The 12778-nt window shown below is 73.1% G+C and carries 9 protein-coding genes; 8 read left to right on the top strand and 1 reads right to left on the bottom strand.

Going from position 1 to position 12778, the window contains the following annotated elements; all coding sequences use genetic code 11:
* Positions 1-95 precede the first annotated feature (95 nt).
* The 6 genes from QTQ03_RS10165 to QTQ03_RS10140 all read left to right on the top strand — a co-directional run bounded on the left by QTQ03_RS10165 (position 96) and on the right by QTQ03_RS10140 (position 9008).
* Positions 96-1547 (top strand): MFS transporter, encoded by a 1452-nt coding sequence (locus tag QTQ03_RS10165; RefSeq protein ID WP_289277776.1) that lies wholly within the window; start codon positions 96-98, stop codon positions 1545-1547.
* A 177-nt stretch (positions 1548-1724) separates the two neighbouring features.
* Entirely contained in the window at positions 1725-2522 is a 798-nt protein-coding gene (locus QTQ03_RS10160) for an SGNH/GDSL hydrolase family protein (protein WP_289277775.1), read from the top strand.
* A 294-nt stretch (positions 2523-2816) separates the two neighbouring features.
* Positions 2817-5363, top strand: coding sequence for an FtsK/SpoIIIE domain-containing protein (locus QTQ03_RS10155; protein ID WP_289277774.1), 2547 nt, complete (start codon positions 2817-2819; stop codon positions 5361-5363).
* Between the two features lie 2 nt (positions 5364-5365).
* Entirely contained in the window at positions 5366-6301 is a 936-nt protein-coding gene (locus tag QTQ03_RS10150; RefSeq protein WP_289277773.1) for a sensor histidine kinase, read from the top strand.
* A 119-nt stretch (positions 6302-6420) separates the two neighbouring features.
* The gene (locus tag QTQ03_RS10145) at positions 6421-7836 is read left to right on the top strand and encodes an IS1380 family transposase (RefSeq protein ID WP_289277416.1); all 1416 of its coding nucleotides are present in this window, start codon (positions 6421-6423) and stop codon (positions 7834-7836) included.
* Positions 7837-8222: 386 nt separating this feature from the next.
* Entirely contained in the window at positions 8223-9008 is a 786-nt protein-coding gene (locus tag QTQ03_RS10140; RefSeq protein WP_289277772.1) for an esterase/lipase family protein, read from the top strand.
* A gap of 52 nt (positions 9009-9060) precedes the next feature.
* Here the strand turns inward: QTQ03_RS10140 and QTQ03_RS10135 are convergent, their stop codons facing one another.
* A complete protein-coding gene (locus tag QTQ03_RS10135; RefSeq protein WP_289277771.1) occupies positions 9061-9948 on the bottom strand; it encodes an aldo/keto reductase in 888 nt (295 codons plus the stop codon).
* 423 nt (positions 9949-10371) lie between these two features.
* Here QTQ03_RS10135 and pyk point away from each other — a divergent pair, with 423 nt between their 5' ends.
* Positions 10372-11820: a pyruvate kinase gene (gene pyk / locus QTQ03_RS10130; RefSeq protein WP_289277770.1), complete on the top strand. Its 1449-nt coding sequence runs from the start codon at positions 10372-10374 to the stop codon at positions 11818-11820.
* Positions 11817-12701, top strand: coding sequence for an acyl-CoA thioesterase (locus QTQ03_RS10125; protein WP_289277769.1), 885 nt, complete (start codon positions 11817-11819; stop codon positions 12699-12701). The genes pyk and QTQ03_RS10125 overlap by 4 nt, the downstream gene beginning before the upstream one ends.
* Positions 12702-12778 lie beyond the last annotated feature (77 nt).

Here is a 12778-nt window from a genome sequence, read left to right as displayed (position 1 = left end):
CCGGGCGGAGGCGGTTCACGCCGGTCAGACTTGTGGCCGGCCGGACCTGTGTGGGTCCGGTTTTCGTTTGCCGCTGTCCTGGTCGGGAGGTCTTCGTGGCGTTCGGAGCCACCTTCGCGGCGCTGCGCCACCGCAACTACCGGATCTGGGCGGTCGCCGGGCTCGTCTCCGTGATCGGCACCTGGATGCAGGTGCTCGGGGTCAACTGGTACGTGCTTGCCGAGACCGGTTCGGCGACCTCGATGGGGTTCGCCATCCTGCTCCAGGCGGTCCCGACCCTGCTGCTCAGCGCGTGGGGCGGGGCGTTGGCCGACCGGCTGCCGGCCCGCCCGTTGCTGATCGCCGCGCAGGCTGCCCACGCGGCGCTCGCGGCCGGGCTCGCCCTGGTGGCCGTGACCGGTGCCGGCGGGCTTCCAGCCATCTACGCGATCTCGCTGGCCTCCGGCGCGGTGTCCGCGGTCGAGGGCCCGATGATGGGCCGCTGGGCCTCGACGTTGGTGGACCGGGAGACCCTCGGCAACGCGTTGGCCCTCGGCTCGCTCAGCAATTCCGCCGGGCGCATCCTGGGCATGAGCGCCGGCGCGGTCGTGGTCGCCGTCGCCGGGCCCGCGTTGCTGTTCGCCGTCAACGCCGTGAGCTTCGTCGCGGTGGTGGTGGCCCTGTGCGCGGTTCACGAGCGGGACCGGTACGCCGTGGAGCCGGTCGAGGCGACACCCGGCGTCGGCGGGATCCGAGCCGGCTTCCGCTACCTGCTGCGGCAACCGGTGGTGCTGGTGGCGCTGGCCCTCTCCTTCGTGTTGGGCAGCCTCGGCCGCAACTACCAGGTGACGATGGCCGCGATGAGTGACGGGCCGCTCGGCGGCGGCGCCGCCGGGTACGGGCTGCTGTCCACCGCATTCGCCGTCGGTACGGTGCTCGGTGCGCTCGTGGCCGCGCGCCGTCGTCATCTGGGCTACGGCGTGCTGATCGGCGCCGGGCTGCTGGCCAGCGTGCTGCAGGTCGGTGCCGGGCTGGCACCGAGCACCCTGAGCTTCGCCGCCGTGATCCTCCCGGTGGCCGCCGCCGCGGTGGTCATCGACACCACCGTCGGTACCCGCGCCCAGCTCGACACCGACTACGCGATGCGTGGGCGGGTGCTCGGCGCGCTGGCGGTGACCGGCTCTGTGTCCGCCGCCGTCGGGGCGCCGCTGCTCGGTTGGCTCTCCGAGCACGTCGGCCCCCGGCAGACCCTGGTGCTGGCCGGTGTCGTCACGGTGCTGGCCACCGTCGTGGCGGGGGTGGTCCTCGACCGCCTGCGGGAGCGCCGACTGCGGCATCGGGTCGCGCGGGTGCTGGCCGTCTCGGTGGCGCGGCGTCCGGCTCGCCGGGTGGTCACGTCCGCAGCCCGGGTCGTCCGTCCGGTGCCGCGGGTCGTGCGTCCGGCGGTGCTGCGCATCGTCCCGTCCATGCGGGGCGCGGGATCCCGGTGGGCGTTGCGCCGGCCGGCGACGTCGCGCCCCCGCAACCGGGCCGGTGCCGGCGCTGGCCGGTCGCTTCCGGGCCGGTGACGGAGGGGGTTCGACCGCCGCGGCGGTGACGGAGGGCTGTTCCCGATCGTCGTCTCCCCACAACTGTTCACTTTATCCAGACATCTCGATAGCATTACTGACTGGTAACAACCGTTGTACCCCTGGCCACGCGCGCGGTCGTCGGGTTCCACCACCCCTGTCCTGTGGAGGTCCCCCATGCCACACCGTCCGCTGGCCCGCGCCCTGGCCGCGCTGGTCACCGTCCTCACCGCCGTCGCCGGCGCGGTGCTCGTCCCCGGCACCGCGCAGGCCGCGACAATCAACTACGTCGCGCTCGGCGACTCGTACTCCTCCGGCGTCGGCGCTGGTCCCTACGACTGGTCCGGCTGCCTGCGCAGCCAGAAGTCGTACGCCCCGCTGTGGGCCGCCGCCAACTCGGTGACCAGCTTCGCCTTCCCGGCCTGCGGCGGTGCGGTCACCGGCGACGTCATCAACAGCCAGGTGGACGCGCTGAGCACCAGCACCACTCTGGTGACCATCACGATCGGCGGTAACGACGCCGGCTTCGTCGACGTGATGATCACCTGTAGGTTCGGCAGTACGTCGAGCTGCACCAACGCCGTCAACAACGCCAAGTCGTTCGCCACCACCACCCTGCCGGGGCGGCTGGACGCGACGTACGCGGCGATCCGCACCCGCGCGCCGAACGCCCGCTTGATCGTGCTGGGCTACCCGCGCCTGTTCGAGACCACCTACTGCGGACTGTTCGCGATGAGCACCTACAAGCGGACCCTCCTCAACGAGGCCGCCGACGTGCTGGCCGCCGTCATCGCCGACCGCGCCACCGCCGCCGGGGCCACCTTCGCCGACACCCGCCCCTACTTCGCCGGCCACGGCGTCTGCGCTTCCGACCCGTGGATCTGGGACGTCACCCGGGTCATCGAGGCGTACCACCCGGACGCCGACGGCTACCGCCACGGCTACCTGCCGGCGCTGAACGCCGTCACCAGCTGACCGCACCCCGGGCCGCCGGTGGGTCCGTTCCGGGCAACCCGGCCGCCCGGCCAGCGGCCGGTCCGACACACGCGGCGAATTCGAACGGCGAACCTGGTCCGCCACCGAGTGGCTCGGATTCGCCGGCCCCATCCCGTCGGAACCGGGGTGAGCCTCGGTATGACGCGGTGACGACGGTCCGGGCGGTGGCGCCGCGTCGCCGGGCCGCGTCCCGTTCGGACTGTCCCCTCGTCACCGAGGTCGGTTAGGGTTTCGGCGGACCGGACGGGCGAGGCGACGGGAGCGACAACGAGGGTGGGCAGACTCACGTCGGCGTACGGTCGGGCGGTCGCGGCGCACCGCGCGGCCCGCGCGCACCTCGACACCGCCCGTCGTGCCGCGGCCCCCGCCCCGGCCGCCCCGGCCGCCCCGGCCGGCGTCGCCGACCTGCTCGCCCGGCTCGCGCGGCTCGGCGACACACTGGCCACCCCGACCCCCGGCGCCGCCCCGCTCGTCGCCGGCCCGGCGCCGGTACGGCTCGGGGACGCGGCCGAGCCGGACGGTGCCTTCCCGGTTGTCGTCCCGTTGGGCAGCGGCCACCACCTCGCGGTCGACGTCGACGCCCGCGACCCGCGTGTCGCCGGGCTGCTGCGCGCCGTCGTGCTCCGCCTGCTGGCCACCGCCCCGCCCGCCGGGGTTCGGGTGGCCGGTCTCGACACGGCCGCGCTCGGCGCCACCTTCGGGCCGTTGCGCCCGCTGCTCGACGCCGGCGTGCTCGACCCGCCGGCGACCACCGAGGCCGAGGTCACCGCGGTGCTCGACGCCGCCGAGGCGCATGCCCGGGCGGCCCGCGCCGCCGACCGGGCGGACCAGGAGCTGCTGCTGGTGGTTGCCGCGTCCCTGCCACCGCCCCGCGAGGCGGCCCGGCTCGCCGCGCTCACCCACGCCGGACCGGCCGCCGCGGTGTGCGTCCTGCTCGCCGGGAGTGCGCAGGCACCGACGCTGGGTGCCACCACCACCGTCCGGATGACCGGGGAGCACGCCCACGTCGGAGATCCGCCCGGCGCGGCGTTCAGCGCCGACGGCAGTGGCCTGGCCGTACCCGTTCGCCTCGACGGCGACCCGCCGGCCGCGTCGGTGGCCGCCCTCGCCGAGCACCTGGGCGCCGCCGTCCGGCAGGGCGCCGCGCTGCGCTTCGCGGATCTGCTGCCCGAGCGGCGCTGGGTCGGGTCGTCCGCGTCCGGACTGCGTACCCAGCTGGGCTGGGCCGGCCGGGACCCGGTCACCGTGGCCTTCGACGACGCCACCCCGCACTGGTTGGTGGGCGGGCGCACCGGCGCCGGCAAGACGGTCTTCCTGCTCGACGTGCTCTACGGGCTGGCCGCCCGCTACTCCCCGGCGGAACTGCAGCTCTACCTGCTCGACTTCAAGGAGGGGGTGAGCTTCACCGAGTTCGTTCCCACCGGACGGGACCCGTCGTGGCTGCCGCACGCGCGGGCAGTCGGCATCGAGTCCGACCGGGAGTACGGCGTGGCGGTGCTCCGCGAACTGCGCCGGGAGCTGCACCTTCGGGCCGGCACGTTCAAGCGGCACGGCGTCACCAAGCTCGCCGACCTGCCCCGTGAGTCGCCCCTGCCCCGGATCGTCACCGTGGTCGACGAGTTCCATGTGCTGCTCACCGGCAACGACGCCATCGCCCGCGAGTCGGTCGACCTGCTGGAGGAACTGGCCCGCAAGGGCCGCTCGTACGGCGTGCACCTGGTGCTGGCCAGCCAGAGCACGACCGGCATCGAGGCGCTCTACGGCCGGGCCGAGGCGATCTTCGGTCAGTTCGCGCTCCGGGCGGCGCTGCCCGGGGGGAGTGGCGTGCTTGACCCGCGCAACGACGCAGCGGCCACCCTGCCGGTCGGGTCGGCCGTGCTGAACACTGCCGCCGGGGCGCCCGGCGCCGACACCGTCGTGCGCTTCCCCGACGCCCACGCCGCCGCCGCTGACCTGGCCCAGCTGCGCCACGAGCTGTGGCGGGCCCGCCCCGCCGGCGCACGGCCCCCGTCGGTGTTCAAGGGGTACGACACCGCACGGCTGGAGGACGATCCCACCTTCACCGGGCTGCGCCCCGGTGGCCGGAGACCCCTCGCCCTGGTCGGCCGCACGGTCGACGTGGCCGGCACCTCCGCGCTGTTCCTGTTGGACGCCACGCCCGGCCGCCACCTCGCTGTCCTCGGCACCGCCGCCACCGGCGCCGAGGTGTTGCGCGCGGCAACCCTGAGCCTGGCCCGCCAGCACGCCCCGGGCACCGCGCGGTTCCTGCTCGCCCCGCTGGTCGCCGCCGCCGATCCGGCCGCCGAGGACACCGCCGCCGTGCTCGCCGCCGCCGGTCATCCGGTCGACCGTGTCGACGCACCCGCCCTGCGGGACCGGATCACCGAGCTGGCGGCAGCGTCGACCGACGGCGGCGGCGCGTCGTCCGGCGCCCGCACCTACCTTGTGGGGTTCGGGATGGACGCCGCCAGCACCGTGCTCGGCAGCACCGACCCGGCGACCTTCCGCAGCGGGCACGACGAGCTGCGGCAGCTGCTGCGACAGGGACCCGCGCAGGGGGTGCACCTGCTCGGCTGGTGGCGCGGGCTGCGTCGGCTCGCCGACGACCTGGGCGGCACGCAGAATCGCGACGACGTGACCTGCCTGGTCGCGCTGAACGTGCCCGGCGCCGACCTCGGGCTGCACCTGGGTGTGCCTGACCTGAGCTACCAGCCGCGCGCTGACCGGGCGTTGCTGGTCGACCGGCACGACCAGCGCACCCGGCTGATCGTGCCGTTCGCGCGGGACGGTCAGCCCGCCGACGACGACGGGGAGGGCTGAGCGTGCCCGCCTTCGCCGACTACGCCGCGCTGGCCCGGCTGCTCGCCGAGCAGCGCCGGGCCGGTGAGCGAGGCGCCGCCGTGGAGGCGGAGCGCCGACGGGACCTGCACGCCGCCGTCGACTCGCTCCAGCACCGGCTCACCGCGCAGGGACAGCGCCTCGACCAACTCGGCCGCGCGATCGGCGTCGTACCACCGGCCGAGCCGCCGTACCGGGGCTCACCGGTCGCACCAGGGAATGGGTCGGCCGGCGGGCCGCCGGACCCGGCATCGGCCGCCGGGCGACGTGTGGGGCCGCCGGGGTCGACCGCGGACGCGTGGGCGTCGCCGCCGGGGACAGGCGGCCCGCCGGCGTCGCCCGATCCCGGGTGGCCGGCCGCGCACCGGGGCGCTCACGCCGGACCGGGGGCGGGGGCGACCGGCACAGCCACCACGCCCGGGCGGCCGGGGGGCGGCCCGGGCGGGGAGACGGCGCTGGCGATGCCGGGGGCGGGCGGGGTGCCCGGCCCGCGCGCCGGTGCGGTCGACCCGGCGACGGAGTTGGAGCGGGCCCGGCGCTACGCCGACGAGGCCGACCGGTACGGCCGGCAGGCCGAGCTGTTGGCCCAGCGGCCGCCGCTGCTGCCGACCTGGTCGCCCGTGGCGCGGGCGACGGCGGTCTACCTCGGCTGCGCCAGCGTGAGCGTGGTTCTGATGCTGGTCATGGTGTTCGCCTCCGGTGTCGGGGTGGTCGACCTGGGCACGCTGTACGCCTGGACGTGTGCCGGGCTGCCCGCGGTGTCGCTGATCGCCGGCTGGCTGGTACTCGGCCGCTGGGGAAGGCCCGCCATCGCGGCCGGGATGCCGGCCCGCTACCCCGTGCTGGGCATCCTGGTCTGCTTCCTCGCCCTTCCGCTCGCCTACTGCGGCTACCTGCTGCTCTTCCGCGCCGTCTTCTGACCCGGATCCGCGGATAGGGATATGCCACCGCGTGGCATAGATGAACGGATGCCTTGCCAGCAGGGACGATTGGGGTTGTCGAGACACCAATCCGCCGCTGTGGGAAGGACACCCGTTCGGTGAAGAAGATACCTGGTTTGGCAGGTCGTGTCCGTGTTGGCGCACCGGACGCGTCGCTGACGCCGGTCTCGGGTGTGGTGGCGGTGGCCGAGTTGGTCGGCCGGCTGGGCGTGACCGCCGCGCTGGACGACGCCGTGGGCCGAATCAAGCAGCGGGATCGAGGATTGTCCGGCGGAGAGTTCCTGGTCGCGGTGGCGCAGGCGCAGATGTGCGGCGCGCAGTTTTGGGTGGGTCTGGATCGCCGCCGCGCCGATACGGCGGGTGAGGCGTTGTCCGCGGTGCCCACGCCGGCGGCGAGCACCGCGGTGGAGTTGGCGTCTCGGTTCGGTCCGGCGCAGGTGGCTGGTATCGAGGAAGGCATCGGGGAGATCGCCTGCCGGGTTGTCGGTTTGCTGCCGGCCGCCCGGCGGGCGGTGCTGCGCACCGGTGGGGCCACCATCGACCTGGACGGCACCGACGTCGAGGTGTACGGGGCCAAGAAGGAAGGGATCGCCTACAGCTACAAGGGCGCCCGGGCCGGGCGCCCGCACGTGGCCACGTGGGCGGAGGCCGGGGTGGTGACCGCCGCGGACCTCCTCGCCGGTGATGAAGACCCCCGCCCGGGAGCGGGCTCGCTGATCGAACGCAGCGTGGCCACCCTCAACGCGGCCGGGGTCACCGCCCGGCCGAAGGTCCGCGGCGATGTGGGCTACTTCGCCAAGGACATCGCGCAGGCCGCGGTGGAGGCCGGCTGCGACTTTTCCCTCGGAGTGACCCGCAACCCCGCGGTCTGGCGAGCCGCGGCCGCGATCCCCGACGATGCATGGCGCAAAGCCGAACGGATGAAAGGCGCCCAGGTCGCCGTGTGCGACTACGCACCGGCCGGCTGGCCACCCGCCACCATGACCGTGGTGCGGCGGGTCAAGGTCCACGCTACCGATATCTCGGCCGACCCACGCGCCCGCCGCCGGCGCACCATCCCCAAAGCTCAACTCACGCTCGCCCTGGACGGCCTGGTCGGGCACGTGTACGCGTACTCGTTCATCGCCACCAACCTGGATGTGTCCACCCCGGCGAAGACGGTCGCGGTGGAGGCCTGGCACCGGATGCGCACCGACATCGAAGATCGCATCCGGGATGCCAAGCACGGCGCCGCGCTGCGGCACCTGCCCTCCGGCAGCCGGGCGGCCAACACGGTGTGGATGTGGGGGGCGCTGCTGGCCGTCAACCTGTCCGCCTGGCTGCAGGAACTGGCCGGCCTCGACGACGGCGACGGACGAGGCCGCAACCACCTCGGCACCCTGCGCCACCGGCTGATCACCGTGCCCGCCCGGCTGGTCCGCCACGCCCGGCAGGTCACCCTACGGCTACCCCCGAGGCAACAGTTACTGGCTCAGGTCCTGGCCCGGCTCCGCCGGCTACCCATCTGGACCTGACCACTCGGCCCATCGGCCATGTCCCAGCCCACGGAGACCAGCGAACCCGGCGCCACCCGGGAAACCGGCATGCCCACCCACCGAAACACCACACCACCCATCGCCTATCACCGATGCGTAGCGATCACGCCTCCGCTATCCGTGGATCCGGGTCTGAGGACGGCGGCGGCCCGCCGAGGGTACCGGGCAAGGCATGCCCGGGCGCCCAACTCTCGGTTGTGGACGAGTGGCAGCCGGAATGCCGGAATGCACCTCTGATGGAACAACGGGTTACTGATGCGTAACTTGGCATTGACGAATCTGAATCAAAGGACGCATCATCGTTCGCACCGGTCGATCGGACACACCCGCACCCGCACCCACCACCATCACCTGGAGGTGCAGCCATGCTGCTCCGAAAGACCGCTGCCGTGCTCGCCACCGCACTCGCCGCGGCGCTCGCCGTCCCGGCGGCCGCCACCGCGGCGCCCGCCGGTGAGGTCGCCGTGCCCGACCGATCCGTGGGCGTCGCCGTCGCCAACCCGGTGATCATCGTCGGTGGCACGAGTGGCTTCGCGTTCGCCTACGAGCCGCTCGCCGCCCGCCTGCGTGGCGACGGCTTCCGAACCTTCATCTACGAACTGCCGGGGCTCGGCTTCGGCGACATCCCGACCTCCGCCCGCGACTTCGCCGGGTACGTCGACCAGGTCCGCGCCGTTACCGGGGCGACGGCGGTGGACGTCGTGGGCCACTCGCAGGGCGGCCTGGTGGCCCGCTACTACCTGAAGCGGCTGGGCGGCACCGGTGCCATCGGCCGGTACGTCAGCCTCGGAGCCCCGCAGTACGGGACGTACCTGGCGAACATCCTCGCCTTTCTCGGGCTCGGCAGCTGCGCGGGGGTGGTCGCCTGTCAGCAGATGGCGATCGGCTCGGACTTTCTCGCCGACCTCAACGCGGGTGACGACACTCCCGGCGCGGTCCGGTACACGACGGTGCGCACCTGGCAGGACGAAGCGGTCCGTCCGGTGGGTAACGCGGCGTTGGCCGACGGCGCGACCAACGTGCTGATCCAGGCGTGGTGCCCGCTGCGACTGGTCGGGCACCTCGGGCTCGCGCTGGACGGCACCACCTACACGGTGATCCGGCAGGCGCTGCGCGACTCGGCCATCCGACCCAACTGCTTCGCGGTGTAGCGGACACCCACCCGGGGCGGCCGGCGTCCGCCGGCCGCCCCGGGCCGACGTCTCAGGTCGCCTTGGCGAGGGTCGCCTTGGCCAGGGTCGCGAACTCGTCGTCGGTGAGCCGCACCAGGGCCGCCGCGACGTTCTCCTCCAGATGCGCCACCGAGGACGTGCCCGGGATCGGGAGCATCACCGGCGACCGGCGCAACAGCCAGGCCACGGCGAGCTGCGCGGGGGTCGCGCCGTGCTCGGTGCTGACGGCGTCCAGCGGGCCGCCGGGGCGCGCCAGGTCGCCGGTGGCGATCGGGAACCACGGGATGAACGCGAGGTCGTTGCGCTCGCAGTGGTCGAGCACGTCCTCGGCACCGCGGTCGGTCAGGTTGTAGAGGTTCTGCACGCTGACGATCGGGGTGATCGCGCGGGCGGCCTCGATCTGCTCGACGGTCACCTCGGACAGGCCGATGTGCCGGACCTTGCCCTCCTGCCTGAGCAGCGCCAACTCGCCGAGCTGGTCCGCCAGCGGTACCGTCGGGTCGACCCGGTGTAGCTGGTAGAGCGGGATGCAGTCCAGGCCGAGGTGGCGAAGGCTCAGCTCGCACTGTTGGCGCAGGTACTCCGGGCGGCCGACCGGCCGCCAGTCGCTCGGACCCGGGCGGGTCAGCCCGGCCTTGGTCGCGATGACCAGGTCGTCGGCGTACGGGTGCAGGGCCTGCCGGATCAGCATCTCGCTGACGAACGGGCCGTACGAGTCGGCGGTGTCGATGAAGGTCACTCCGAGGTCGATGGCCCGGCGTAGGACACGGACCGCCTCGGCCGGATCCTTCGGATCGCCCCAGACTCCGGGGCCGGTGATCTGCATGGCTCCGTAGCCGAGCCGGTCGACTTGGAGATCGCCGCCGATCCGGTACGTGCCGGAGGCCTTCGCGGGTGGTGTGCCCCCGTCGTTCGCCATCGCCTGGTGTCTCCAATGTCATGTGTCGTTTCAGACCAACCTAGCCGCTTATAGGCTAATTTGTGCACGTTTCGGAAGATATCGGCAGGTGCGTTACCCGCCAGGTCCGCCACGTGTTCGATGCCCCGTTTCCCCCTCGCCGCGCCGCGGCGGATCTGTTCCGCGGTGACCTCGCCGACCAGCCGGGGCTGAGCGCGGATCAAGCGACGTTCGTCGACCGCCTGGTTGTCGTTCACCCGGGCCTGTCGGTCCGGCTGACCCCTGGACGGTACGATTCCGGGCGCGCGGTCGCCGATGCCCGCCCGCACGACGTTTCCCGGCGGGGTTCACGCCGCCGGCCGCGCTACCGCGCGTCGTCGGACAACTTGTTCGCAGTGCGACAGGGGTCGGCCCGCGGTCCGGCCCGGGAGAGAGACTAGCCTGATGGGCGTGACACGCCGCGCGAAGATCGTCTGCACACTTGGTCCCGCTACCTCCTCACCCGAGCGCATCCGGGGGCTCGTCGAGGCGGGCATGAACGTGGCGAGACTCAACTTCAGTCACGGTAGCCACGCCGACCACGAGGCGGTCCTCCGCCTCGTCCGGGAGGCGGCCGAGGCGGCCGGCCACCCGGTCGCCGTCCTCGCCGATCTGCAGGGCCCGAAGATCCGGCTCGGTCGTTTCGCCGACGGTCCGCACGAGTGGCGTACCGGCGACTCCGTGGTGATCACCGGCGACGACGTCGTCGGCACCAAGGACCGGGTCTCCTGCACCTACCGCAAGCTGCCGCACGAGGTGAAGCCCGGCGACCGGCTGCTGATCGACGACGGTCGGGTCGCGGTCGAGGCCACCGACGTCACCGGCAACGACATCCGCTGCCTGGTCACCGAGGGCGGCCCGGTCTCCAACAACAAGGGCGTGTCGCTACCGAACGTGGCGGTCAGCGTCCCCGCGCTGTCCGACAAGGATGCCGAGGACCTGCGATTCGCCCTCGGTCTCGGCGTCGACCTGGTGGCTCTGTCCTTCGTCCGCTCCGCCGACGACATCAAGTTGGTCCACGCCATCATGGCCGAGGAGGGCGTGCACCGGCCGGTCCTGGCCAAGGTCGAGAAGCCGGAGGCGGTCGACCAGCTCGAGGCGATCGTGCTGGCGTTCGACGGCGTCATGGTGGCCCGCGGTGATCTCGGCGTGGAGCTGCCGCTGGATCAGGTCCCCCTGGTGCAGAAGCGCGCGGTGCAGCTCTGCCGGGAGAACGCCAAGCCGGTCATCGTGGCCACGCAGATGCTCGACTCGATGATCGAGAATTCGCGGCCGACCCGCGCCGAGGCCTCCGACGTGGCCAACGCGGTCCTCGACGGCGCCGACGCGGTGATGCTCTCCGGCGAGACCAGCGTTGGCAAGTACCCGGTGCTGACCGTCAGCACCATGGCCAAGATCGTCACTACCACCGAGTCCGGCTCGATCGGGGTGCCCCGGCTCCAGCACGACCCGCGGACGCACGGTGGTGCGCTCACCATCGCCGCCTCGTCGATCGCTCGGGCCATCGGCGCCAAGGCCCTGGTCGCGTTCTCGCAGACCGGCGACACCGTTCGCCGGCTGTCCCGGCTGCACTGCGACCTGCCGTTGCTCGCCTTCACCCCGGTGCCGGAGGTGCGCAACCAACTCGCGCTCTCCTGGGGCGTCCAGACCTTCCTGATGCCGTTCGTCGAGCACACCGACGACATGTTCCGGCAGGTCGACGAGGCGCTGCTCGGCCTGGGCAGGGCCAACCCCGGTGACCACGTCGTGATCGTCGCCGGCAGTCCGCCCGGCACCCCCGGCTCGACCAACACGCTGCGCGTGCACCAGCTGGGTTCGCTGGTCGATGTCGCGTCCGCGCGGTCGCTGCGGTGAGCGCGGCGGAGACCGTCGTCGGCCAGGCCGCTGTCGACAAGCTGCTGGAGGTCCTGGACCTCACCATCACCGGCGAGATGGCCTTTCGGGGGACGAGCCCGCAGATCGGACTACAGCGGGTGTTCGGCGGACAGGTGGCCGGTCAGGCCCTGGTCGCCGCCGGCCGGACAGTGGACCCGGAGCGCGTCGTGCACTCGCTGCACGGTTACTTCGTCCGTCCCGGCGACCCGGCCGAGTCGATCGAGTACCAGGTGGAGAATGTGCGCGACGGACTGTCCTTCTCGGTACGCCGCTCGGTCGCGTTCCAGCACGACAAGCCGATCTTCTTCATGTCCGCGTCGTTCCAGCGCGTGGAGGAGGGGCTGGACCACCAAGCGCCGGCCCCGCCGGACGTGCCAGGGCCGGAGGAGGTGCCGAGGATGATCGATCGGCTCGCCCGCTACCCCGAGCGGCTCGGTATCTGGGGGCAGATCCCGCGTCCGATCGACGTCCGCTATGTCGGCGAGCCGGGCTGGGTTCGCCCTGGTGACCGCCCTGCCGACCCGTACCAGCGAGTGTGGATGCGGATCGACGGCAAGCTGCCCGACGATCCGCTGCTGCACGCCTGCGCACTGACGTACGCCTCCGATCTGACCCTGCTGGACTCGGTGCTGTCGGTGCACGGCGAGGTCTGGGGCCCCGGCGGCGTGGCGGGCGCGAGCCTCGACCACGCACTGTGGTTTCACCGGCCGTTCCGCGCCGACGAGTGGTTCCTGTACGACTGCTGGAGCCCGTCGGCCTCCGGCGCGCGGGGGCTGGCGACCGGCCGGATGTTCACCCGGGACGGGCGGCAGATCGCCAGCGCCGTTCAGGAGGGGCTGGTGCGGCGCGTCGGCACCTGACCTGCGTCGATCTGCCCGGTGAGCGACCGCGGCCCGGCCCGATCGGCCAGGGCGATCGACCGGGCGGATAGCCTGTC

Source organism: Micromonospora sp. WMMA1363, from assembly GCF_030345795.1.
GTDB lineage: Bacteria > Actinomycetota > Actinomycetes > Mycobacteriales > Micromonosporaceae > Micromonospora.
Note: the sequence above shows the minus strand (reverse complement) of the source record. Positions and strands in the feature narration are given on the sequence as shown.

Coding starts and splice junctions, on each gene's coding strand:
- QTQ03_RS10160 (WP_289277775.1), top strand. CDS start 1,725: ATGCCACACCGTCCGCTGGCCCGCGCCCTGGCCGCGCTGGTCACCGTC.
- QTQ03_RS10140 (WP_289277772.1), top strand. CDS start 8,223: ATGCTGCTCCGAAAGACCGCTGCCGTGCTCGCCACCGCACTCGCCGCG.
- QTQ03_RS10135 (WP_289277771.1), bottom strand. CDS start 9,948: ATGGCGAACGACGGGGGCACACCACCCGCGAAGGCCTCCGGCACGTAC.
- pyk (WP_289277770.1), top strand. CDS start 10,372: ATGGGCGTGACACGCCGCGCGAAGATCGTCTGCACACTTGGTCCCGCT.